At 58.2% G+C, this 22,474-nt stretch carries 20 protein-coding genes, 1 tRNA gene and 2 pseudogenes; 16 read left to right on the top strand and 7 right to left on the bottom strand.

What is annotated here, in order from left to right; translation table 11 throughout:
• Positions 1 to 133 precede the first annotated feature (133 nt).
• Entirely contained in the window at positions 134 to 1,174 is a 1,041-nt protein-coding gene (locus AB2N04_RS15195; protein ID WP_367715283.1) for a porin, read from the bottom strand.
• 495 nt (positions 1,175 to 1,669) lie between these two features.
• On the opposite strand from AB2N04_RS15195, the gene AB2N04_RS15190 reads away from it, so the two are divergent.
• The 4 genes and pseudogenes from AB2N04_RS15190 to AB2N04_RS15175 all read left to right on the top strand — a co-directional run bounded on the left by AB2N04_RS15190 (position 1,670) and on the right by AB2N04_RS15175 (position 4,324).
• Positions 1,670 to 1,760: transfer RNA gene (locus tag AB2N04_RS15190), tRNA-Ser, on the top strand.
• Positions 1,761 to 1,889: 129 nt separating this feature from the next.
• On the top strand, positions 1,890 to 2,462 hold the full coding sequence (locus AB2N04_RS15185; RefSeq protein ID WP_367715282.1) for a porin: 573 nt from the start codon (positions 1,890 to 1,892) through the stop codon (positions 2,460 to 2,462).
• Positions 2,398 to 2,985: a porin gene (locus AB2N04_RS15180; protein WP_367715280.1), complete on the top strand. Its 588-nt coding sequence runs from the start codon at positions 2,398 to 2,400 to the stop codon at positions 2,983 to 2,985. Before AB2N04_RS15185 ends, AB2N04_RS15180 begins: the two co-directional genes overlap by 65 nt.
• A gap of 402 nt (positions 2,986 to 3,387) precedes the next feature.
• Positions 3,388 to 4,324 (top strand): annotated as a pseudogene (locus AB2N04_RS15175) (tyrosine-type recombinase/integrase).
• Between the two features lie 112 nt (positions 4,325 to 4,436).
• Here AB2N04_RS15175 and AB2N04_RS15170 read toward each other — a convergent pair.
• Positions 4,437 to 5,318 carry an alpha/beta fold hydrolase gene (locus AB2N04_RS15170; protein ID WP_367718826.1) on the bottom strand — a complete coding sequence of 294 codons (882 nt, stop codon included), beginning with the start codon at positions 5,316 to 5,318 and terminating at the stop codon, positions 4,437 to 4,439.
• A gap of 53 nt (positions 5,319 to 5,371) precedes the next feature.
• A complete protein-coding gene (locus AB2N04_RS15165) occupies positions 5,372 to 7,459 on the bottom strand; it encodes a transglycosylase SLT domain-containing protein (protein ID WP_367715279.1) in 2,088 nt (695 codons plus the stop codon).
• A gap of 234 nt (positions 7,460 to 7,693) precedes the next feature.
• Here AB2N04_RS15165 and dapA point away from each other — a divergent pair, with 234 nt between their 5' ends.
• Positions 7,694 to 8,575, top strand: coding sequence for a 4-hydroxy-tetrahydrodipicolinate synthase (gene dapA, locus AB2N04_RS15160; protein ID WP_367715278.1), 882 nt, complete (start codon positions 7,694 to 7,696; stop codon positions 8,573 to 8,575).
• Positions 8,576 to 8,702: 127 nt separating this feature from the next.
• Complete coding sequence (gene smpB, locus AB2N04_RS15155) at positions 8,703 to 9,176, top strand: SsrA-binding protein SmpB (protein ID WP_367715277.1); 474 nt, start codon at positions 8,703 to 8,705, stop codon at positions 9,174 to 9,176.
• 33 nt (positions 9,177 to 9,209) lie between these two features.
• On the opposite strand, the gene AB2N04_RS15150 is transcribed toward smpB, so the two are convergent.
• Both AB2N04_RS15150 and AB2N04_RS15145 read right to left on the bottom strand, forming a co-directional pair.
• Positions 9,210 to 9,875, bottom strand: a complete 666-nt coding sequence (locus tag AB2N04_RS15150) for a uracil-DNA glycosylase (RefSeq protein WP_367715275.1) — start codon at positions 9,873 to 9,875, stop codon at positions 9,210 to 9,212.
• Positions 9,872 to 10,462, bottom strand: a complete 591-nt coding sequence (locus tag AB2N04_RS15145; protein ID WP_367715273.1) for an NYN domain-containing protein — start codon at positions 10,460 to 10,462, stop codon at positions 9,872 to 9,874. The genes AB2N04_RS15150 and AB2N04_RS15145 overlap by 4 nt, the downstream gene beginning before the upstream one ends.
• A 292-nt stretch (positions 10,463 to 10,754) precedes the next feature.
• Here AB2N04_RS15145 and rpoZ point away from each other — a divergent pair.
• The 8 genes and pseudogenes from rpoZ (at position 10,755) to recO (ending at position 18,031) form a co-directional block, all read left to right on the top strand.
• A pseudogene (gene rpoZ / locus AB2N04_RS15140) lies at positions 10,755 to 11,148 on the top strand (DNA-directed RNA polymerase subunit omega).
• Positions 11,149 to 11,294: 146 nt separating this feature from the next.
• Positions 11,295 to 13,544, top strand: coding sequence for a bifunctional (p)ppGpp synthetase/guanosine-3',5'-bis(diphosphate) 3'-pyrophosphohydrolase (locus AB2N04_RS15135; protein WP_367715272.1), 2,250 nt, complete (start codon positions 11,295 to 11,297; stop codon positions 13,542 to 13,544).
• A 286-nt stretch (positions 13,545 to 13,830) separates the two neighbouring features.
• Positions 13,831 to 14,376: a DUF2062 domain-containing protein gene (locus AB2N04_RS15130; protein WP_367715270.1), complete on the top strand. Its 546-nt coding sequence runs from the start codon at positions 13,831 to 13,833 to the stop codon at positions 14,374 to 14,376.
• The gene (gene acpS, locus AB2N04_RS15125; protein ID WP_367715269.1) at positions 14,373 to 14,786 is read left to right on the top strand and encodes a holo-ACP synthase; all 414 of its coding nucleotides are present in this window, start codon (positions 14,373 to 14,375) and stop codon (positions 14,784 to 14,786) included. The genes AB2N04_RS15130 and acpS overlap by 4 nt, the downstream gene beginning before the upstream one ends.
• An 85-nt stretch (positions 14,787 to 14,871) precedes the next feature.
• On the top strand, positions 14,872 to 15,621 hold the full coding sequence (lepB, locus tag AB2N04_RS15120; protein WP_367715267.1) for a signal peptidase I: 750 nt from the start codon (positions 14,872 to 14,874) through the stop codon (positions 15,619 to 15,621).
• A complete protein-coding gene (rnc, locus tag AB2N04_RS15115; RefSeq protein ID WP_367715266.1) occupies positions 15,618 to 16,352 on the top strand; it encodes a ribonuclease III in 735 nt (244 codons plus the stop codon). The genes lepB and rnc overlap by 4 nt, the downstream gene beginning before the upstream one ends.
• Positions 16,349 to 17,278 (top strand): GTPase Era, encoded by a 930-nt coding sequence (era, locus tag AB2N04_RS15110; RefSeq protein ID WP_367715264.1) that lies wholly within the window; start codon positions 16,349 to 16,351, stop codon positions 17,276 to 17,278. Before rnc ends, era begins: the two co-directional genes overlap by 4 nt.
• An 18-nt stretch (positions 17,279 to 17,296) precedes the next feature.
• Positions 17,297 to 18,031, top strand: a complete 735-nt coding sequence (gene recO, locus AB2N04_RS15105; RefSeq protein ID WP_367715262.1) for a DNA repair protein RecO — start codon at positions 17,297 to 17,299, stop codon at positions 18,029 to 18,031.
• A 7-nt stretch (positions 18,032 to 18,038) separates the two neighbouring features.
• Here recO and AB2N04_RS15100 read toward each other — a convergent pair whose 3' ends face one another.
• On the bottom strand, positions 18,039 to 19,280 hold the full coding sequence (locus AB2N04_RS15100; protein ID WP_367715261.1) for an MFS transporter: 1,242 nt from the start codon (positions 19,278 to 19,280) through the stop codon (positions 18,039 to 18,041).
• 182 nt (positions 19,281 to 19,462) lie between these two features.
• Positions 19,463 to 20,299 (bottom strand): mechanosensitive ion channel family protein, encoded by an 837-nt coding sequence (locus AB2N04_RS15095; RefSeq protein WP_367715259.1) that lies wholly within the window; start codon positions 20,297 to 20,299, stop codon positions 19,463 to 19,465.
• Positions 20,300 to 20,545: 246 nt separating this feature from the next.
• Between AB2N04_RS15095 and AB2N04_RS15090 the strand changes: the two genes are divergently transcribed.
• Both AB2N04_RS15090 and AB2N04_RS15085 read left to right on the top strand, forming a co-directional pair.
• Positions 20,546 to 21,022: a GNAT family N-acetyltransferase gene (locus AB2N04_RS15090; RefSeq protein WP_367715257.1), complete on the top strand. Its 477-nt coding sequence runs from the start codon at positions 20,546 to 20,548 to the stop codon at positions 21,020 to 21,022.
• Positions 21,019 to 22,470 (top strand): RimK family protein, encoded by a 1,452-nt coding sequence (locus tag AB2N04_RS15085; protein WP_367715255.1) that lies wholly within the window; start codon positions 21,019 to 21,021, stop codon positions 22,468 to 22,470. Before AB2N04_RS15090 ends, AB2N04_RS15085 begins: the two co-directional genes overlap by 4 nt.
• The last annotated feature ends 4 nt before the right edge of the window (positions 22,471 to 22,474 follow it).

Below are 22,474 nucleotides of genomic sequence, written 5' to 3'. Positions count from 1 at the left end.
CTGGAACGCAGCGACCCTACATCAAGCACGACCCGTGTGAAATCGCTTTGCACCGTTCCTCTGGCTGGCAAGGCACAAAAAAACAGGGCCCGGCAAATGCCAGGCCCTGCATCAAGCTATAAGGCTCTTCTGATTAGAAGTCGCGCTGGAAGCGGATGAAGCCCTTGAAGTAGCCGTCAGACGCGCTGTCGCCGTCGAAGTAGTTGACTGCAAGCTTGGTGTTGAAGTTCTCAACGAGAGCGTAATCAACAACACCGCCGATGGCCCAGTCGTCATTGCCGGAAGCGTGCTGGTCACCGAAGTACTGACCGCCGAAGCCAACCGAGAGCTTCGGAGTAGCAGCGTACTTCACATAACCGCCGAGCGAGTACTCGTAACCGGTAATGGCGTCCCAAGACACGGAGTAGAAGCTGTGGCCGGACTCGTAGGTGCCGAGCAGTTCGAGGGAGAGCTGCTGCGTCGCCTTGATCTTGGCAATTGCCTTGGCTGCCCACTCTTCAGCGGTCGCGTCGTAAGCAACCCAGCCGTCAACGGAGCCCCAGCCCTGGCTGACGCCAAGCTTACCAACAACATTCGGCGTGTAGTCGTAGTTGCTGTCAGCTTCTTCAACGGCAAGCGAAACGGTCACACCGTTGCCGGCTGCGAAGTCGTAACGGATGAAGTGAACGCGATCGCCACCGCCGCTGTCGAACTCACCCGAAAGGGCTGCATCATACAGCGTGTCGGACATACCCATGGAGAGGCCGCCGAGCGAAATGATTGCCTGCTGAAGGTTAACGCCGGAGCTGACAATGCCGTTGGACAGGAAGCCGCCATCGTTCAGACCGGGAGTTGGCGTCGGAAGGCCGCTTGCCGACGATGCACGCAGCTTGATGAAGCCGCCGAGCGTGCCGTATTCGGTCTCGGAGCGGGCGTCGATGTTGAGCTCGCCGCGTGCATACTTCTTCCAGCCATCGTCGTTCTCATGCCAGTCGATCTGGTAGCGAACCATGCCGCCGATCTTCAGGCAGGTCTCGGTGCCGGGGATGTAGAAGAAGCCTGCGCCGTAGACGTCGCAAACGCGGACATATTCCATCGGCTCCGGCTCGGGAACGACGATCGGGTCGGCTGCTTTGGCGCCGGTCGCTGCAGCTGCGAGAGCTGCGGAGCCAATGAGAAGGCTCTTGAGTTTCATGTTCTGACCTCCAGTCAAAGTTCTAAATGCGGGTCTGGGTATTTTGCTGAAGGACAGCGTTCCCTGCCCCATCCCCAAGAAAAGAAAAGTTCGCGCTTTCGCGCCCCCTTTCCGAGCCTGACATTACTCATGGCGACGCTACGTTCAACCGCGATTAGACGGCAAGCCTGCCCGGCGGCCTTCTATCCCGAACGGCTGTTGCACAAATGACACGATCTGAGGCGTCGGGTAACTCTTTCTTAACATCTGGAGGGGTGATAGCGGCATTATATATGTGTTTACGGCCCGTATTTCCGCCGCCTGGCCGCACGAATCGTCTCTACAAACGCTGATTGAGCCTTTTCGATTCACGCGGGAAAGGTGCCTTTGAGCCTGGTGATTCCCGTTGCATCGATGTCGAACCATGGCTTCAGGTCGAATTTCTTTATTATTAGGCAGGGAAATGGGAATGCCGTATTGATTGTCGGGCCGGTTTTCTTTATCCACCGTTTCGCCGGAGAGGTGGCCGAGTGGTCGAAGGCGCTCCCCTGCTAAGGGAGTAGGCTCCAAAAGGGCCTCGTGGGTTCGAATCCCATCCTCTCCGCCATTTTCCCTTTGCAAATCATTCTTCCGTGCCACGCCTCCTTCGTGCTGAAGCGTGGTTTTCCGGCGTTTTTTCAATGAGTTGAGCTGAAATGGCTGCAGGTTCTTCAGGATTCTGACTGGAGGTCAGAACATGAAACTCAAGAGCCTTCTCATTGGCTCCGCTGCGCTCGCAGCTGCAGCAACCGGTGCCAAAGCGGCCGACATGGTCGTCGTCCCCGAGCCGGAGCCGATGGAATATGTCCGCGTTTGCGACGTCTACGGCGCAGGCTTCTTCTATATCCCCGGCACCGAAACCTGCCTGAAGATCGGCGGCTATGCCCGCTATCAGATCGACTGGTCGGACAGCGACGACGGCAAACTCGGCCTCATGGGCGGGACGAAGGTTAGTGGTGCTCTGGACGATATCGTTGCAACGGACGCCGGTGGCTGGCGCAAGCTGGCACGCGCCAACCTCACGATCGATGCTCGCTCCGAGACCGAATACGGCACGCTCGGCGGCTTCTTCGAACTGCGCGCCGATGCCTATTCCGGTGTTTCCAGCCTGGGTCTGCCGAGCGATACCGCTCCGCTTTCACTGAACGGCATTACCCGCGGAACATATCTGAACCAGGCCCTACATCACGCTCGGTGGCTTCTTCGTGGGCTACAAGACCTCGATCTTCGATCAGGGCCTTGGCGGCGAATTCGACGCTGGTGGGTTTGATTCCTCAATCCACACGCTCGGCTACACCTTCGTTGCTGGCAGCGGTGTTTCCGTTTCGCTCGCTCTCGAAGAGGCTGATTACAACTACGACTACACGCCAAATGTGGTCGGTAAGTTCAGCGTCTCGCAGGGCTGGGGTTCGGTCTCGGCATTCGCTGCCTACGACGCGACGGCCAAGGAATGGGGCATCAAGGGGCATGCTGGCTTCAACGCCACGCAGAACCTCTCGCTTGAGCTGCTTGCCACCTACTTCTCCGACGCAAGCCTCTACAGCAATGGGTACGACTACTCGCTCGGCGGCTACATGAAGTATGCCGCTTCGCCCAAGCTGGCTGTTGGTTTCGGCGGCCAGTACTTTGGCGACAAGCATTCTAACGGTGCAGACGACTGGGCCGTTGGCGGCGTCATCGACTACGAGCTGGTCGAAAATCTCGATACCAAGATCGCGGTCAACTACAAGGACGGCGACAGCTACTCTGACGGCGCGTTCAGCGGCTTCTTCCGCATCACGCGGGGCTTCTAACGAAGCGTCAGTGAAAAAACTTCTGAGCCCGGCAGAGCGATCTGCCGGGTTTTGGCTTTGAAGACTTCGCTGGTAGCGGGCGCAACAGATGCAAATGCTTCGGGTGACAGGGTTTAGCGCGGTCTTCGGTCAGGCTCTCGGTACTGCGAGTCCAGTTGTACAGGATCCCGAACCTCCTGAAAGGAGAGGTCATCGTTCATCGCTTGGGGCTCTTGAGATGAATGTACACACAAGCGTAAAAGTGAAAAAATATGGACGAACCTCAACCAATGGTGGTATTTGCCATCGCAGGGGCCAGTCAAAGCTTGGGGGAGTTTGGGATTTTTGTCCTGAGAGGGTGGTTCGAGTCTCGGAATTGCGATGTTGTCGTAGCTGATATCAAAATCTGCGGGGTGGCCTGACATGGAGACGGCCAACAATTCCGCAGAAGCCTGGGAGACTTCCAGGCCTCGCTACTGTGTGACTTTCGGTAGCGAAAAGCTGCGTCTCGTTTCCGAGCACAGTCTGAGAGAACTGTTTGAAAAGTATGGCGACATACTTTGGGAACCTGGCACGCATAAATACAATGTCACCTTCTTCATCGGCGAGCTTGATGAGCTCTTGATGGGGAAACGCTTCAGTGCCTTCGAGCAAAGCCAGCTCGATGAACTGATCGGAAAATTGCGCGCTCGCGGAAACAGCAATGCGACCATCAATCGAAAGATGGCCGCGCTGAGCAAGCTTCTGCGGAAAGCGCATAAAATGGGTGATATTCACAGCCTGCCGGAATTCCGGCGCCAGAAGGAACGGTCCGGTCGCATCCGGTTTCTGTCCCATGCGGAGGAGGAACTCCTCTTTTCAGCCATACGACAGCGCAGCGAGGACGCGTGGCGATTATGCGTGTTTCTCGTGGATACGGGCTGCCGCCTGGGTGAAGCCATGGGCCTGACATGGAACGATGTCGGGGAGGGGCGCGCGAGTTTCTGGATCACAAAATCCGCCCGGGCCCCGCTCCGTGCCATTGACCAGCCGGGCACAAGTGGTCGTCGACATCCCGAAAAATGGCCGAAAGGGACCCTTCGACATACTCTCCCAGGCGCAGTTCCGTACGATATGGAACGATGCCAAGGCCGAGATTGGGCTATCTCAGGATACTCAGGTCGTGCCCCACGTCCTGCGTCACACCTGTGCTTCCCGGCTGGTTCAGGGCGGCATCGACCTGCGACGTGTCCAGATGTGGCTTGGTCACCAGACCCTGACGATGACCATGCGGTATGCGCATCTGGCTACAGGTGACCTTGACCCGTGCGTCGGGGTGCTGGAGCAGTTCACGTCCGCAAAGGCGTCACAGACCGGGTAGAGGGCGCCGGTTGCCGCCCTCGCCGTCCTGACAGCTTTGGCATATGGGGCAATCGGACCTTCCATGGGCATTCTGAGGTCAACAGATTGGGACGGCGCTTCTACGCTTGGCTTTATTTGATCCTGTTGAGAAAAGCAGCGATCTGTTTTGGCAGGTCATCCGTTTCCAGAAGCGGTGCATGACCCTGTCCGGGTACCACGATCTGTTGCAGGTTGGGATGTCGCGACGCCATGGTCGCGAGTGTTTCGGCTGACAAGAGCCGCGAATTCTCGCCACGAATGGCCAGAACGGGAATGCGGGCCAGGCCGTCAAATTGCGGCCAGAGTTCAGGAAGGGGGCGGTTGAGATTGATGGCGTAGAGCGTGCGTAGAAGTTTGGGATCGAAGTCGCCACGTAGCTTCCCGGCTTTCTGCACGTAAAGGGCTTCGGCAAATCGGCGCCAGTCCTCATCGCTGAGCGCACAAAAGGCAGCGCCATGAATGGATTTCTGGATCCGGGCGGCTTCGCTCAGTGTTTCGGGAATGGGAGCGCGTTGAAGTGAGGCCCGGATCTGAGCGAGCCCGTCTCCTTCGATCACTGGTCCGATATCGTTCAGTATCGCGGCTTTGAGCAATCCGGGCCGTGTCGACGCCAGCGCCATGGTGACAAGCCCGCCACGCGAGGTTCCGATAAAGGCAGCGTGCTCGATGCCCAGCACGGACAGTCCGTTTGCGATGTCGTCGGCTTCGACGGAAACATCATAGCGTCGCCAGTCGGCATCATAGGCCGAGCGCCCGCGTCCACGATAATCGAATGCCACGACCATGTGCGGATTTTTGCAATCGGTCGAAAGATGGCATGCGAGTTGATGAAAATCGCGAACGTTGCGGGTCAGGCCTGGAAGACACACGACGGGCAGACCGGAACTGCCCTCTCCATAAATGCGGGCATGCAGCCGCAAACCATCCCGGGCGGAATAGAAGAATTCGCGATAACAACCCCCGGGTTCTGCGATATCCACTGTCATTTCCCACCGCTGGAATCTAATGAGGCTGGAACAGTGCAGGTCTAACCGCCTGCAGCGATGTCCCGGGCCATGTCGAACTTGCCGGTCAGGCGCATTTTGTAGACCTGCAGATTTTCCATCACTCTTTGAACATAGTTGCGGGTCTCGGTATAGGGGATGCGCTCGACCCAGTCGACAATCTCTTCGACCGGTTTGCCGCGCGGGTCGCCATAGCGTTTCATCCAGTCAACGGCCCGGCTCGGCCCTGCATTATAACCGGCGAATGTCAGGATATAGGATCCGTTGAAGCGTCCGAGCTGTTGGTCGAGATAGGCTGCCCCAAGTCTGATGTTGTAGATTGGATCGGCCTTCAGCCGGGTGCGCGAGTAGGGCAGGCCGCTTCTGCGCGCCATCTCGCGGGCAGTCGCCGGCATGAGTTGCAGCAGCCCGCGCGCGCCAGCCGGCGAGACCGCACTGGTGTTGAATTCGGTCTCCTGCCGCGCCACGGCATAGGCGAGGGCCTCGCGGGGGGCGGGCAGGGCGGCCGCAGCCGGGATGGCGCCAAGCGGATGTGCCAGCGCACCAATGTCGAGGCCTCTGCTGGCGGCAATCTTGCCGATCCGGAGCGCAGTCATATAGTCCTTGCGCGCCTTTGCCATGTCGACAAGCAGCGATAGCTCGCCAGGGTTTGTCAGGGTCTGTGCGAGCTCCCGATAAAAACCATCTGCCCGCCACGCATGGTTGGTCTGTTCGAGCAACTTGATTGCACGCACGAGGGTGCGTGCGGAGAAATGCCGGCGATCACGATCGGTGGCGGCGGGCTTGTGCGCGGTCAATTCTTCCCGGTCCAGTGCGGCCGTGGCCAGTTGCCCGTAGAATGTCGCTCCATAGTGCGCGGCTTTCTCGTAGAATTCCGTGGCTTCTCCAGGGCCGCCGGCTTCTGCAGCACGCCCCATCCAGTAGTTTGCACGCGCCCTTGAAATGGGACCGCTCGCAATTCGCTCAATGCGGCTGAAATGTCTGGCCGCGGTCGGGGCGTCATACAGAAAACGCAGTGCGTACCAGCCAGCGTGAAACTCGGCGTCCGCCGCCCGGGCCGGGCTTTCGGCAGAATGCGCCACGGCCACCTGATAGGCCCTTTCCGGGTCATCGATATCGAGGAGTTCGCGCGACAGGACCCGCCGTTCCACCCACCATTCATCGGGATCAACGAGGCTTTCCGCGTCCAGCGGAGCTGTCAAGATCAGTGCCGCAGCTTCGTCAAACCGGTCGGCACGCCGCAGGTACCGCGTCTTGGCGAAGATATAGCCTGCCGTTCTTTTGCTCATCGGTACGGCATTGAGCAGCCTCAGCGCGTTCTTGTGACCGCGGATGACGGCGGCCCATGCCTTCACAAGCTCTTTGCCATCGGCACGGCCGGCAACCCGCTCGGCCGAGCGAATGCGCTTGCGATACATCATCTGTTCCATGCGAAAGCGGTGGTCCGCCTTGGAAAGCAGTTTGCCGAACGTCTTGAGAAATGTGTTTTCGCTCGAGGCGTCGAGATTGGCCTTGCGCCAATATGACGAAACCAGTGCGCGCGCCTTCTCCTTCTGTCCGAGCGAAAGATAGGCCCGGCCAAGCGCCACCACGCCGTGAAAGGTCTGTGGTCTCTTGCTGCCCAGCAGCGATATCACAAGCTGAGGCCGCCTGTTTTCGCGAAAGAGCGCGCGCTCGGCCTGAGCACGCAGCTTGAGCGCTCCGGGCCAGTTTGCCAGACTGTCGGCAACTGCGCTGATGTCTGTGCTTGAGAGCGACCGGTTGTTGCTCTGGGCCAGGGCCCAGTTCAGGACACGTCGTTCGAGGCTGGCCTTTTCCAGGCGGTTGCGCGCTCTGCGTGCGGCCCGAATGTCACCGCGGGTCAGAGCGTCCAGCCCTTGGGTCATCGTCCGCACCCTGGCTGATGGAGCTACACCGCTCCTGGCCACCTCCGGACGAGAAACCCCTGCAGCCGTCAGCGCATCGATGGCTGAACCCGGATTGCCGGGTTTTGGGGAAATGTTGTCAGGGCGGGCAAAAGGTATGGGCGCCAGCTCTGGCAGAGACTGGGCTTGTGCCAGAGGCAAGGCAAGCAGCATGAACAGGAATGGAAGCGCGGTTCGTATCGTCATCGACAATGCGTCCTGATCTTTGTGGTCCCGTCTCGCGCTCAAACGCATGAGCGCGCACGGATCCCGGGAGAGTTGGTGCACGATTTCAGGATACTGACGCCACAATTCAACGCTGCGGAAATCTTGCGGGCAAGAGATGGCAAAACTATGGTGTGCGGCCTGAACTTCCGCTAGAAGCATCCAGCGCAGACTGCGCGCGGCAGAAGATCATTCATTTTTCAGGAGTTCGACATCATGTTCAGGGGGTCTCTCACAGCGCTTGTGACACCGTTTGCCAGGGATGGCAGCCTGGACAAGAAAGCGTTCCGCGAACTCGTTGAGTGGCAAATTTCGGAAGGCACCACCGGTCTGGTGCCGGTCGGTACAACCGGTGAATCGCCTACACTCACCCATGAGGAGCACCGCGAGGTGGTTCGGATTTGCGTGGAGGCGGCCGCAGGGCGTGTTCCTGTCATTGCCGGTGCGGGTTCCAATTCAACCCGCGAAGCCATTGCGTTGACGAAATTTGCCGAAGAGGTGAAGGCCGATGCGGCGCTGGTCGTGACGCCCTATTACAACAAGCCGACCCAGGCAGGGCTTTATGAACATTTCGCCGCGGTTGCGCGTGCGACAGAACTGCCGATCATCATCTACAACATCCCTCCGCGCTCCGTGATCGATATGACACCGGAGACGATGGGGCGGCTGGCGAACGACTTTCCCAACATCGTCGGCGTGAAGGATGCGACTGCGAAGGTGGATCGGGTTTCCGAACAGCGCCTCACATGTGGCAAGGATTTTGTTCAGCTGTCGGGCGAAGACGCCTCCGCGCTGGGCTTCAACGCTCATGGCGGTGTCGGCTGCATCTCGGTAACCGCGAATGTTGCCCCGCGCCTGTGCGCCGAGTTTCAGGAAGCAACGCTTGCCAATGACAAGGAAAAGGCGCTCGAATTGCAGGACCGCCTGATGCCGCTGCACAAGGCGATCTTCATCGAGCCGGGACTGTGCGGCGCCAAATACGCCCTGGCACGCCTCGGCAGGATCGGAGACACGGTGCGTTCGCCGCTGGTTCCCATTGAAGCATCGACGGCACAGCGCATCGACGAGGCCATGAAGCATGCAGGGTTGCTGAATTGAAGCATTTTGCCGTCGGGTAAGTCACCTGACTATACGCAAATGCGATGAAACAAACGGGCAGGGGCCTGCGTTCTGTTCGCTAAAAGGCGGAAGCGTGCCAACAGCGCTTCCGGCGCATTTGGGATCGATGACAAAAGACAAAAATCCAAACGCCAAGTCCATCGCGGAAAACCGCAAGGCGCGTTTCTCCTATGAGGTGCTCGACACGCTCGAGGCAGGCATCGTGCTTACGGGAACCGAAGTGAAATCGTTGCGCGATGGCCATGCCAACATCCAGGAAGCCTACGCCTCCGTGGAAGACGGAGAGTGCTGGCTTATCAATTCCTATATTCAGGAATATTCGGCCGGCAACCGCTTCAATCATGAACCGCGGCGAAAGCGAAAGCTGCTTGTCTCTAAACGGGAGCTGGGACGGCTTGCGCAGTCTATCGAGCGGGAAGGCATGACGCTTGTGCCGTTGAGGCTCTACTTCAATGCGCGAGGCCTTGCCAAGCTTCAGCTTGCTGTCGCGAAAGGCAAGAAACTCCACGACAAGAGAGAAACGGCCAAGAAGCGCGACTGGAACCGGGAGAAGGCAAGACTTCTCAAGCAAAATGGCTGACCGGATGCGGAAAGGCTCCTTTCCAGCCCGACTCTATTTGTCGAGAAACTCGCGTATGTCACGAAAAACGTTGACGAACATCTCTTCAGTCAGGCGACCGGTGTTCGTGTTGTAACGCGAGCAGTGATAGCTCGAAAAAACGGAAAGCCCCGCAATCTCCTGTCGCCCGCCATGTGTGAAGGGATGTTCTGCAACCCGTCCCCCCAGTGCACGCACCGTAGACTGGTGCGCGATCAGGCCAAGCGTCAGCACGGCTCTTAGCTGCGGGAAGCGCCTCAGTGTTGGCGCAAAAAAGTGTTGCCGGCAGGTGTTGATTTCCGCGCCAACAGGCTTGTTCTGTGGCGGAACGCACCGCACCGCGTTGACGATGGCCGCGTTGACAAGGGTGAGGCTGTCATCAGGCCGGGCCTCATATTCTCCACGGGCAAACCGAAAGGTCTTCAACGTGCTGTATAGGAGGTCGCCGGCATAGTCGCCGGTGAAGGGGCGCCCACTTTTGTTGGCACCTCTCAGCCCCGGTGCCAGCCCCACAACAAGCAGCTCCACCGCGTCGTCGCCTCCCTCGGGCAGGAAGGTGGGTACGGGACCGTTAAACCATTCCGGTTCGCGGGAGCGCCATTCGGAAATGAACTGATGCAGACGCGGGCAAAGCCGACAGTCGTGTGGCGGCTCGGTATCAAGCGCCGGAACGGAGGTCATAGATCGTCGAAGGTCTCTTCGCTGTCAGGTTCAGGTTCCACCCTGCGTGGGGAACGCTCGCTTGTTGCACGCCCCACCTCATCGCGCAAGGACGAGAGATCGATGAAATTGTCCGCCTGGCGTCGCAGGTCGTCGGCGATCATGGGAGGCTGCGACTGTATGGTCGAAACCACGCTCACCTTGCGGCCTTTGCGCTGCAGGGCTTCCACCAGCGTGCGAAAATCGCCGTCACCCGAAAAGACGACATAGTGATCAACCACATCACTGAGTTCGAGCGCATCGATCGCCAGCTCGATGTCCATATTGCCCTTGATTTTGCGGCGCCCGGCAGAATCGGTGAATTCCTTGGCCGGTTTGGTGACAACCTTGTAGCCATTGTAATCGAGCCAGTCGATCAGCGGGCGTATGGAGGAATATTCCTGATCTTCGACGAGAGCCGTGTAATAGTAGGCGCGAAGAAGGTAGCCGCGTTCCTGAAAGCTGCTCAAAAGCTTCCTGTAATCGATGTCGAAACCTAACGCTCTCGAGGTAGCATAAAGATTTGCGCCATCAATGAAGAGGGCGATTTTTTCCCGCGGGTCGAACATTGTCAAAATTCCTGGTTCAAAAAGATCATCGCTCAAACGAGAGGCCAGGCTCCGCAAACTGCCGATAAAGCCGTCTCTCATGAGGAAATAGCGCTGCGATATGATTGTTCCAACCAATATATAAATTCATCATAAATACAAGCTGATGATTGGCGTGCCGCGAGCCACGCCGGCGACACATTTGGGTGTTGAATCGCGTGCTTCCCCGGCGCGACGGCCTTGAAATGTTCGATCCGACAGGCTATTGACACGCTGGATTTCCTTGCAGATTTACGCATGAAAGGGGCACTGAATGGCCCGTGTGACCGTTGAAGATTGTATCGACAAGGTCGATAACCGCTTTGAACTCGTGCTTCTGGCAGGCCATCGTGCGCGTCAGATTTCGCAGGGTGAAGCGATCACGATCGACCGCGACAACGACAAGAACCCCGTTGTTGCATTGCGCGAGATCGCCGATGAGACCCTGTCTCCCGGCGACCTAAAAGAAGATTTGATTCACTCGCTGCAGAAGCACGTCGAGGTGGATGAGCCGGAAGCCGACCTTCCGGAGATCAACGAGGGCCGTGCCTGCTGAGGCGGGTGCAGACCAGCCAGAGGAAGAGGTCTCCTTCGATCGCATGAGCGAGGAAGATCTGCTCGCCGGCATTGAGGGGCTCGTGCCACCTGAGAAAAGCGACGATTTCTAATTGAAACAAAGCTTCGGCGGAACACTCTCTTCCCGGCCGAAACTTTCCTGCCTATCTTAGACATGCGCCGTGGGATTCTGCGGCGCATGTTTTGGTTTGCGTGGGGGCCGGGCCCTGAACAACAATAAAACAAGAGGAAGTCGCCCATGATGCGTCAGTACGAGCTTGTCGAGCGTGTCCAGCGCTACAAGCCGGACGTCAATGAGGCGCTTCTCAACAAGGCCTATGTCTACGCGATGCAGAAGCACGGCCATCAGCGTCGCGCTTCCGGTGATCCGTATTTTTCCCATCCACTTGAAGTCGCTGCCATCCTGACGGACATGCATCTGGACGAGGCCACAATAGCCGTGGCCCTGCTCCATGATACGATCGAGGACACGAGCGCCACGCGCGATGAGATCGATGAACTGTTCGGCCCCGATATCGGCAAGCTTGTCGAGGGGCTGACGAAGCTGAAACGCCTCGATCTGGTATCGAAAAAGGCCCACCAGGCCGAAAACCTGCGCAAGCTGCTATTGGCCATTTCAGAGGATGTCCGTGTTCTTCTCGTCAAGCTCGCCGACCGCCTGCATAACATGCGCACACTGGATCACGTGCCCGAGCACAAACGGCTGCGCATTGCCGAAGAGACGATGGACATCTATGCGCCGCTCGCCGGACGCATGGGCATGCAGGACATGCGCGAGGAGCTTGAGGAACTCGCCTTCCGGCATATCAATCCGGAGGCATTTCGTGCCGTTACGGAGCGACTGGCAGAGTTCTTCGAACGCAATCGCGGGGTGATCAAGGCCATTGAAGAGGCGCTGTCGCACCTTTTCACCGAGAATCACATCGCTGCACTGGTCAAAAGCCGTCAGAAAAAGCCGTGGTCGGTTTTCCGAAAGATGGAGACCAAGGCTCTCTCCTTTGAGCAATTGTCGGACATATTCGGTTTTCGTGTCCTGGTGGACAGTATTGAAGACTGTTATCGCGCGCTCGGGATCATTCACGCCACCTGGTCGATGGTGCCGGGACGCTTCAAGGACTACATTTCGACGCCGAAGCAGAACGATTACCGCTCCATCCACACAACGATCGTGGGGCCTTCACGTCAGCGTGTCGAACTGCAGATACGCACGCACGAAATGCATCATATTGCCGAATATGGTGTCGCCGCCCATTCGATCTACAAGGATTTTGGCGGGAAGGTGAATGGCGCTGACCATCGCATTTCACGCGACACGAATGCCTATGCCTGGCTGCGGCGCACCATCGAAGCGCTGTCGGAAGGCGATACACCGGAGGACTTTCTTGAGAACACCAAGCTGGAGCTGTTTCAGGATCAGGTTTTCTGCTTCACGCCCAAGGGGAGGCTGATCGCGCTCCCCCGCGGCGCCACGCCAATCGATTTTGCCTATGCGGTTCACACCGAGGTGGGGGATACCTGCGTGGGTGCAAAGGTCAATGGGCGTATCATGCCACTCATGACCGAGCTGAAGAATGGTGACGAGGTCGAAATCATCAGATCGAAGGCACAGGTGCCGCCTGCCGCGTGGGAATCGGTCGTGGTCACTGGCAAGGCGCGAGCGGCGATCCGCCGGGCAACCCGTAACGCGATCCGCAAACAGTATTCCGGGCTCGGAGCCCGGATTCTGGAGCGCGCATTCGAGCGGGCGAACAAGCAGTTTTCCCGTGATGGGCTGAAACCGGTTCTCCATCGGCTGGGGCGACAGGACGTTGAAGATGTTCTGGCCGCGGTTGGACGAGGCGAGCTTTCCTCTCAGGACGTGGTGCGCGCCGTGTTTCCAGACTACAAGGACGAGCGCGTCACCCATGCGCCCAAGGAGCGCGAGGAGGGGTGGTTCAATCTGCGCAATGCGGCCGGCATGCTGTTCCAGATTCCCGGGCGTTCTTCGCGCAAGGCAAAGCGGGTGAAGGGTGGCAGCGCACTTGAGAAGGGTCCCGGTGGCGCTTTGCCCATCCGTGGCGTTTCCGGCGATCTGCCGGTCAGCTTCGCACCGGAGGGGGCGGTGCCCGGAGATCGGATTGTCGGCATTCTTCACCCCGGCTCGGGCATCACCATCTATCCGATTCAATCGCCAGCCCTGACGGCGTTTGATGATCAGCCGGAGCGCTGGATTGATGTGCGCTGGGATATCGATGAACACATGAAGGAGCGTTTTCCGGTTCGCATGTCGGTAACCGCGATCAACGAACCTGGCTCGCTTGCCGAAATTTCGCAGGTCATTGCGTCGAACGACGCTAACATTCACACCCTCGCCATGGAACGGACGGCACCGGATTTCACCGAGATGCTGTTTGACCTTGAAGTCTGGGATCTGAAGCATCTCACGCGCCTTGTTTCCCAGCTCAAGGAAATCAGCAGCGTCAGCGATGCGCATCGGGTGAACGGATAACGGCCGGCAAGCGATCTGCCCTATTTCTGTCGCTTCTCACGCTTAGGGTCGAAGCCTAATTCAATGGCACTGATCGAAAACCGCAATTGGCCGACTTACGACCCTTGCCCCGTTTCACCCAGCCTGCCTATATCAATGCAAGCGCATTTTCAGGGGAACCTGCCGTTAAGAGTGGCAGGCATAGTCTTGGGGCTGTGAGTGGGAGACGTGCGGGCGAGGACGTGGTGTAGTCGGGATGTTGTTTCGGCGTAGAAAACCGGCGGATATCTGGGAGAAGACGCGGACCATGGTGTGGCCGCGCCGTTCGTTCTGGAGGTCTGCCCAATATTTCGTCAAGCGTGCGTTGCGCCTGACGGCAACGCCGCACGCCATCGCTGCCGGTGTCGCGGCCGGCGTTTTTGCATCCTTCACCCCTTTCATGGGCTTCCATTTCTTCATCGCGGCAGGGCTCGCCTGGTGCCTTGGCGGCAATCTTGTGGCCTCCGCGATCGGCACGGCGGTCGGCAATCCGCTCACCTTCCCGTTGATTTGGGGGGCGACACTGGAAACGGGACGGATGATTCTTTACGGAAAGGAACTGTCCCACGCTGCGCCGCTCCACCTTGGCAGGATGCTCCGGCATCTGGAGTTCTCTCAGCTTTGGGAACCGCTCATCAAGCCCATGTCCATCGGAGCTCTTCCGCTGGGCATTTTTTTCGCGCTGGTGTTTTACTTTGCTACACGCTGGGCAACGGTCGCTTTCCGCGAACAGCGCCGCAAACGGCTTGCCGAAAAGGCGCGTCGCAGAGCCAGCCGGCAGGCCTTCGACGCGAGGACAGCAACGAGTTCATGATTATCGGCATTGGCAGCGATCTCATTGACATTCGCCGGATCGCCAAAACGCTAGATCGCTATGGCGAACGGTTCACGCAACGCGTGTTTACACAGGTCGAGCGGCAGAAGTCGGACAAACGACGAGAACGTGCGGCATCGTATGCGAAGCGTTTCGCAGCCAAGGAAGCCTGCTCGAAGGCGCTCGGAACCGGCATTTCACGTGGGGTCTTCTGGCGCGAGATGGGGGTCGTCAACCTGCCCGGCGGAAAACCCACGATGGAGCTCTCGGGCAAGGCATGGGAACACCTTGAGCGGATGACGCCGACGGGCGCCAAAGCGGTCGTTCACTTGACCATCACGGACGATTATCCCCTGGCTCAGGCCTTCGTCATCATCGAAGCCGTACTCGATAATACCCGGTCGAGCTGAAATCCGCAGCGTGGTCGTGCTGTCGCATTGCCGCGGCCTTTCTGGCACGATAAGACCGTTCGACAACTCTCGAACCGAGGACATGATGAGCGTGGCTGATAAGACGAAAAAGAAATCGGGTGGAGTGGGCGAAACCATAAGCGTGATCGTTCAGGCGCTCCTGATTGCGCTGGTCATCCGCACCTTTCTGTTTCAGCCATTCTCGATTCCGTCAGGCTCGATGCGGCCGACGCTGCTGGAAGGCGATTATCTGTTCGTCACCAAATGGGCATACGGTTATTCGCGCCACTCTTTGCCGTTCTCTCCAGATCTTTTCTCCGGACGGATCTGGTCTTCGGAGCCCGAGCGCGGCGATGTGGTCGTGTTCAAGTATCCGCCCAATCCCTCCATCGATTACATCAAGCGCGTGGTCGGTTTGCCTGGTGACAAAATCCAGATGCGTGAAGGCGTTCTCCACATCAATGATGTTGCCGTGCAGCGCGAAAAACTCGAACAGATCAACGATCCCGACATCACCGAGATGGACCGGCCCGTGGATGTCTATCGGGAGACGCTGCCGAATGGCGTTTCATACGAAACGCTTGACCTCACCACCGGTGGAATAGGCGATAACACGCGCGAGTTCATCGTACCCGAAGGCCACTATTTCATGATGGGCGACAACCGTGACAATTCGGCAGACAGCCGTTTCTCCGTCGGGTTCGTGCCGGGCGAGAATCTGGTGGGGCGTGCCAACATCATCTTCTTCTCGATTGCCGGTGGTGCGAGCCCACTGGAACTGTGGCGCTGGCCATCGGAAGTGCGACCGTCGCGATTCTTTAACTGGGTCGATTGATTTTGTCTAAACCCGCGTCCGAAAAGCGCCTGAACCGATCTCAGCTTTTGAGCGAGGTCGCTCAGCGCACCGAATTTGCTTTCTCCAATGCGGCGCTCGTCGAGGAGGCCATGACACATGCCAGTGCGCGTGGCCGTGATGGTGCCGATTACCAGCGTCTGGAGTTCCTTGGTGACCGTGTTCTGGGCCTGGCGGTTGCAGAGCTGCTTTATGAGTCCTTTCCTGAGGCGAGTGAAGGCGAGCTTTCCGTGCGCCTCAATGCACTCGTCAATGCGGACACGCTGGCCGAGATCGCCGATGACCTGGAAATCGGCTCTCTCATTCGAATGGGAAGTGACCTGCGTGCGGCTGCCAGCCGCAAACGTGCCAATCTGCGCGCTGATGTCATGGAAGCGTTGATCGCTGTCGTGTTCATCGAGGGGGGGATTGACGCTGCACGCTCTTTCGTTCGCAATCACTGGGGCGCGAGGGCTCGCGCTGAAGGTGCTGACCGAAGAGATCCTAAAACCGCCTTGCAGGAATGGGCGCACCAGGTAGCCGGTGTCACGCCGAGCTATCGCGTGGAAGACAGGACGGGGCCGGATCATGATCCTGTGTTTTCGGTGGCGGTAGAGGTCGAGGGCTATGAGACAGCCCGGGGAAAAGGGCGCTCCAAGCGGGAAGCCGAGCAGACAGCGGCCACCGCGATGCTGGAGCGCGAAGATGTGTGGCGTGACAATGAGAGCGCATGATGAGTGATGAAAATCCGGTCGAACAGCAGGCGGCGGAAACCCGTTCTGGATTTGTGGCGCTGATCGGCGCGCCCAACGCAGGAAAGTCGACGCTGCTCAATCAGCTTGTCGGTGCCAAGGTTTCCATTGTCACCCACAAGGTCCAGACGACACGGGCCATGATTCGCGGCATCGCTACCCACGACAAAACGCAGATCGTGTTCATCGACACGCCTGGCATCTTCAACCCGAGACGCACTCTGGATCGGGCAATGGTGACCACGGCCTGGGGGGGAGCCAAGGATGCCGACATCGTCGCACTCCTGATCGATGCCGAGCGTGGTATCAGGGGGGATGCAGCCGCCATCCTTGAAAAACTTAGTGATACCGCCCAGCCCAAGGTCCTGATTCTAAACAAGATCGACCGGGTCAAGCGCGAGCTGCTCCTCGAGCTTGCAGCGCAGGCCAACGAGACGGTTTCCTTCGAACGGACCTTCATGATCTCGGCACTGCAGGGCTCAGGCTGCGAGGACCTTATGGATTATCTCGCAGCGTCGCTCCCGAGTGGACCATGGTACTATCCCGAAGATCAGCTTTCGGATCTGCCCATGCGGCAGCTTGCAGCCGAGATCACGCGCGAAAAGCTTTTCCTGAGATTGCATCAGGAACTGCCCTACGCAATCCATGTGGAAACGGAAAAATGGGAGGAGCGCAAGGACGGGTCCGTGCGCATCGATCAGGTCGTCTATGTGGAACGGGACAGCCAGAAGAAAATCGTGCTCGGACACAAGGGATCGGCAATTCGTGCTGTCGGTCAGGCAGCGCGCGAGGAAATGGCCGAAATCCTGGACCAGAAGGTCCATCTCTTTTTGTTTGTGAAGGTTCGGGAAGGCTGGGGCAACGATCCCGAGCGCTATCGTGAAATGGGGTTGGAATTCCCCAGTTGATGCAAGGATCGTGGTGGCATGGAATGGCGCGATGAAGGGATCATTCTGGGCGCCAGAAAACATGGCGAGACAAGTGTCGTTCTTGAAACGATGACGGCCGAGCACGGCCGCTATCTCGGGCTGGTGAAGGGGGGGCGTTCGCGGCGCATGCAGCCGCTCCTGCAACCGGGCAATCGTGTGGAGCTCGTCTGGCGCGCCCGCCTTTCCGAGCATCTTGGCCTGTTTCAGGTCGAGCCGCTGGAACAGAACACCGCGCGCCTCCTTGCTTCCGCACTGGCAATTCACGGTATTCAGCTTGCTGCCGCCCATTTGAGGCTCATGCCCGAGCGGGACCCTCACGCAGGTCTCTACGAAACCCTGAAAGTCATCACCAGTCATCTCGACGATCCGGATGTCGCCGGACCCTTGATGGTGAAATTTGAGCTCGCACTTCTGGAAGAACTCGGCTTCGGGCTCGATCTGGCTCGATGCGCGCTGACCGGGAACCGCGAAAAACTTGCCTTTGTATCGCCGAAGTCCGGTCGAGCGGTCACCCGTGAAGCAGGCGCGCCCTGGCAGGAAAAGCTGCTGCCACTGCCGGCCTTTCTCATCTCCAGAACTGAAAGCCCTGGCCGCGAAGCATTGCTGGATGCGTATCGGCTGACAGGCCACTTCTTCCGCCGCAATGTCTACGAGCCGCGCGGCATGGACGAGCCAGACGTCCGACAGGCTTTTCTATCCGTTCTCGCCCGCAGTGGGGAGGAGGGCCTCTGACCGGTTTTTACTGTGCCGGGGTCAACCCGGGACGGGTTACCGCGGTTTCCTTGATTGGCCAGTGCACGAGGGCAGCGAAGAGGCCAAGGACAACGCCCAGCCACCAGACCGGATCGTAGCTTCCAAACATGTCATATAGATAGCCGCCAAGCCAAACACCCAGAAACGAACCGATCTGGTGAGAGAAAAACACGAGGCCTCCCAGAAGTCCCAGATGACCGGTGCCGAACATGATCGCCACCAGAGCATTCGTCGGGGGAACCGTGGAGAGCCACAAAAGCCCCATCACGATAGCGAAGATGATCACGCTTGTGGGTGTTTGGGGAAGCAGAAGGAACGCAGTGACGGCAATCGAGCGCGCGATATAGATCAGGGCCAGAAATGCGGGCTTGGAGTGGCGCTGGCCGATATATCCCGAAGCCAGGGATCCGATAATGTTGAAAAAACCGATAAGGGCCAGGGCTATCACTGCATAGCGGGCATCGATCCCGATATCTCCAAGATAGGCGGGAAAGTGCGCGGTAATGAAAGCCACCTGAAATCCGCATACGAAAAATCCGGAAACCAGAAGAATGAAACTGCGATGGGAAAAGGCTTCCTGCAAGGCCTGCCGCACCGTCTGTTCGAACACCTCACTCCGGTCTCTGGCGGTGGTCGCATTGCCAACCAGCGGAATGGCAAGCACGGGGACGATCAGCATCGCGATGCCCATATAGACCAGTGCGTCGGACCAGCCGAATGCCGTGATGAGGCCTTGCGTTATGGGCGCGAAGATGAACATGCCGGCCGAACCGGCAGCCGTGCCAAGCCCAAAAATCATGCTGCGCTTCTCGGCCGGGGTGCTGCGCGCAAATGCGGCAAGAATGATGCCAAAGCCTCCACCGGCGACACCCAGCCCCACGAGAACGCCACCGCCAATGTGAAGCATCCCCACATGGGTGGGGATCGACATCATCAAAAGGCCGACCGCATAAAGAATGGCCGATAGCGCAAGGACCCTCCATGTGCCGAACCGGTCGGCAATGGCGCCGAAAACCGGCTGCCCCACTCCCCAGAGCAGGTTCTGTATCGCCATGGCGAGGCCGAATGTCGTGCGGTCCCAGCCGGTCTCGGCCAGCATGGGGAGCTGAAAAAAGCCCATCGCGGAGCGAGGGCCGAAATTGATGGCCGCAATCAGGCAGCCACACACGACGATAAGCCACGGAAAGGGGGTTGAAGATGCCGATTGGATGCTGCGTTGTCGGGTCATGAAAGCCATCGCCGCTGATCTCTGAAAACGCGAGAATAGTACGGGCTTCCGATCAGAAAAATCGACAAATGCTGCATTGTCGATCAATACTGATGATGAAAAAAAACCCACCGGCGGCTTGCCCCGGCGGGTCTGGATACGCACCGAAGCGCTGACGTCGCTTCGTCGTGAGGAGGAAACGGCTAGGCCGCCGTGTCTTTTTCGATGGGGAGATAGTGGATGTCGCGCTGGGGGAAGGGGATCGATATGCCCTTTTCATCAAACGCCTGCTTCGCCGCTTTCGTGAGGTCGAGCCGTGTCTGCCACCAGTCAGCGGTATTGGTCCAGTAGCGCAATGTGACGCTGACCGCACTATCGCCGAGTTCGGAGACGAAGGTTGCCGGCTGCGGATCCTGCAGTATCCGGTCATCCCCCGCAGCGAGCGCAAGCATTGTCTCCTGGGCAAGGTCGATATCATCGTTATACCCGATGCCGATAACGAGATCGTTGCGGCGTTGCGCATTGCGTGAGTAGTTGGTGACCGACGTGTTCCAAAGCGAGCTGTTGGGCGCAAGTATGTAAAGTCCGTCGACGGTCTTCATTTCGGTGGCAAAAAGGCCGATTGTCTGGATTGTTCCTGAAATGCCGCTCGCTTCCACATATTCTCCGACACGGAAGGGCTTCAGAACCAGGAGCATGATGCCTGCGGCAACATTCTGCAACGTGCCCTGAAGGGCCAGTCCGATTGCCAGGCCAGCCGCACCCAGCGCGGCAATGATGCTTGCCGTCTGCACGCCGAACTGCGCCAGAACCGTGACACCAACGAGGATTAGAACGGCATAGCGAGCAGTTTTGGACAGAAAACTGGTCAGTGTCACATCGAAGGAAGGAAAGCGCTCAAGAGTACGGGCAACCCATTTCTCCACCATTCCCGCCACAATAAAGCCAGCGATGATGAGAATGATGGCGCCGAGAATCGAGAAGGCGTAAGATACAGCAAACGCGCTGACTTGGGTCCAGGCCGCCTGGGCGGCTGTCATGAGGTTCTCAGTTTGCATTTCCATATCGGGGAATGTCTCCGTGCCGTATTTTTCGTTGCCGGCCAAAAGTGTGCGGCCTTGGTCATGTTGATGTTCACTCTAAGCAACAAAAAGCGGCGGCCGAGCTGGATCAACCCGCCGCTTTTGCTGGACGCGCTTCGCGTGTCTAACAAGCCTAACTCACGACGGCAAACATAGGTTCCAACAACCAAAATGCGGATATGACCATCGCCGTGGAGAGCAGGCATGCCAGTTGAGACAAGGCCGCCCAAGAAAGGTGAACTGGATGCTCTGGTAGCGATAGAAAATGCCGCTTTTTCAGGCGACAGACTGTCGCGGCGGTCTTTACGTCACCTGATAGGGACAGCGAGTGCTATCGCCTGCGTTGCAGAAGAGGGTGGGCGGATCACAGGCTACGCAGTGGCGCTTTCCCGACGCAACAGCCGGAAGGTGCGCCTTTACTCCATCGCGGTCGATCCTGCCGCGGTTGGTCGTGGTGTTGCTTCAGCATTGCTTGGCGCAATTGAACGTATGGCATCTGAAAAAGGCGGTTCCACCGTTTGCCTTGAAGTGCGGGAAGATAATCCGGTGGCTATCCGGCTTTATGAACGGATGGGATATCGACAGTTCGGTCGATATGAGAACTATTATCAGGACCGCATGGATGCGCTTCGTTTCGAAAAATCCCTGCACCCGACGGACATGGAGAACGACCCCAAATGAGCTGGGTCATCCTGACAGGCAGAAAGAGCGATCTCGATGAGACTGCTACGCCTCACAAGATTATCACAAATCGTGACTATCTGGCCCATCCGGACTTGTTTCGCGGGCAGAGACCCAAAATAATCAACCTCTCGTCCAGTTATGCCTATCAGAGCCGGGGGTATTATGCGTCGCTGCTCGCCAGTTCGCGCGGTCACCGGGTAATCCCGTCGGTCGAAACGATGATCGATCTTTCGGCACGCAAACTCTATGAGAACGCGCTACCGGAGCTCGAACAGGCACTCAATCGCTGTCGCGCAGAGATTGGTGGCAGCTTTCCCTCAAGCGTAAGCGTCTTCTTTGGCATAGGCCCGGAAAAAGCCTGGGAACGCTTTGCAAAGCTTCTGTTCGACTGGTTCCGCGCTCCCTTGCTCGAAGTCCATATCCGCGATGGGGAATGGGCCACGATCACACGCATCGGGTTTCGACCGCTCTCACGAATGAGTCCTGTGGAGAAGGAGCGGTTCACCGCCTCACTTCAAAGCTATACGAGCCGGCAGTGGCGCGACAGCAGAACCCGGGTTCCCGCACGATACAGTTTTGCCACACTGATCGATCCCCGTGAGGAACTGCCGCCATCGAGTGTTGCATCACTCAAGCACTGGTCGCGCGTGGCCGCCCGCATGGGGGTTGAGGTCGAGCCGATCACGAAGAAGGATCTGCCGCGGCTTGCGAATTTCGATGCTCTCTTCATTCGAGAAACCACTTCCATCTCCAATCACACCTACCGCTTCGCCCGCCGGGCCGAACAGGAGGGAATGCCGGTTATTGACGACCCGCTATCGATGATCCGGTGTACCAACAAGGTTTACCTCAACGAGCTCATGGCCGCCAACCGGGTAGCGGTCCCTCCCACAGTGATGATCGCCGGTGCTGTTGACCTCGAGCGTGCTGCCGATCTGCTTGGGTTTCCACTTGTTCTCAAGACACCGGACAGTTCGTTTTCGCGTGGTGTGAAGAAGGCCTCGAATATGATTGAGCTTCGCACGCTGGCCTTGAAATGGCTCGATGATTCCGACCTGCTTATCGCCCAGAAATTTTTGCCGACAACGTTCGACTGGCGCATTGGCGTCCTCGATGGCACGCCGCTGTTTTCGGTCCGGTATCTTATGGCAAAGAAGCACTGGCAGATCGTCAACCATGAGCGGCAGGGACGGCCCGATGAAGGAGGTTTCCGTTCGTTCAGGCTTGCCGATACCCCTGCAGAGGTGATTGACGCTGCGGTGCGGGCAGCGCGTTGCATCGGGAGAGGGCTATATGGCGTCGACCTGAAGGAAACGCCGGAGGGCATCTTCGTCATCGAAGTCAACGACAACCCCAATCTGGATCACGGCTGCGAAGATGCGGGGGAGAAAGATGCCGTCTGGACCGGTCTTACCCAGTGGTTCATCGATCGCCTGGAGCGATAGAAAA

This window comes from Nitratireductor sp. GISD-1A_MAKvit (assembly GCF_040819555.1).
Lineage (GTDB): Bacteria > Pseudomonadota > Alphaproteobacteria > Rhizobiales > Rhizobiaceae > Nitratireductor.
Note: the sequence above shows the minus strand (reverse complement) of the source record. Positions and strands in the feature narration are given on the sequence as shown.

Excerpts from the sequence above, each read along its gene's own strand:
- AB2N04_RS15195 (WP_367715283.1), bottom strand. The coding sequence starts at position 1,174 with ATGAAACTCAAGAGCCTTCTCATTGGCTCCGCAGCTCTCGCAGCTGCA.
- AB2N04_RS15185 (WP_367715282.1), top strand. The coding sequence starts at position 1,890 with ATGAAACTCAAGAGCCTTCTCATTGGCTCCGCTGCGCTCGCAGCTGCA.
- AB2N04_RS15165 (WP_367715279.1), bottom strand. The coding sequence starts at position 7,459 with ATGACGATACGAACCGCGCTTCCATTCCTGTTCATGCTGCTTGCCTTG.
- dapA (WP_367715278.1), top strand. The coding sequence starts at position 7,694 with ATGTTCAGGGGGTCTCTCACAGCGCTTGTGACACCGTTTGCCAGGGAT.
- smpB (WP_367715277.1), top strand. The coding sequence starts at position 8,703 with ATGACAAAAGACAAAAATCCAAACGCCAAGTCCATCGCGGAAAACCGC.
- AB2N04_RS15150 (WP_367715275.1), bottom strand. The coding sequence starts at position 9,875 with ATGACCTCCGTTCCGGCGCTTGATACCGAGCCGCCACACGACTGTCGG.
- AB2N04_RS15145 (WP_367715273.1), bottom strand. The coding sequence starts at position 10,462 with ATGTTCGACCCGCGGGAAAAAATCGCCCTCTTCATTGATGGCGCAAAT.
- AB2N04_RS15135 (WP_367715272.1), top strand. The coding sequence starts at position 11,295 with ATGATGCGTCAGTACGAGCTTGTCGAGCGTGTCCAGCGCTACAAGCCG.
- AB2N04_RS15130 (WP_367715270.1), top strand. The coding sequence starts at position 13,831 with ATGGTGTGGCCGCGCCGTTCGTTCTGGAGGTCTGCCCAATATTTCGTC.
- acpS (WP_367715269.1), top strand. The coding sequence starts at position 14,373 with ATGATTATCGGCATTGGCAGCGATCTCATTGACATTCGCCGGATCGCC.
- lepB (WP_367715267.1), top strand. The coding sequence starts at position 14,872 with ATGAGCGTGGCTGATAAGACGAAAAAGAAATCGGGTGGAGTGGGCGAA.
- era (WP_367715264.1), top strand. The coding sequence starts at position 16,349 with ATGATGAGTGATGAAAATCCGGTCGAACAGCAGGCGGCGGAAACCCGT.
- recO (WP_367715262.1), top strand. The coding sequence starts at position 17,297 with ATGGAATGGCGCGATGAAGGGATCATTCTGGGCGCCAGAAAACATGGC.
- AB2N04_RS15100 (WP_367715261.1), bottom strand. The coding sequence starts at position 19,280 with ATGACCCGACAACGCAGCATCCAATCGGCATCTTCAACCCCCTTTCCG.
- AB2N04_RS15095 (WP_367715259.1), bottom strand. The coding sequence starts at position 20,299 with ATGACAGCCGCCCAGGCGGCCTGGACCCAAGTCAGCGCGTTTGCTGTA.
- AB2N04_RS15090 (WP_367715257.1), top strand. The coding sequence starts at position 20,546 with ATGCCAGTTGAGACAAGGCCGCCCAAGAAAGGTGAACTGGATGCTCTG.
- AB2N04_RS15085 (WP_367715255.1), top strand. The coding sequence starts at position 21,019 with ATGAGCTGGGTCATCCTGACAGGCAGAAAGAGCGATCTCGATGAGACT.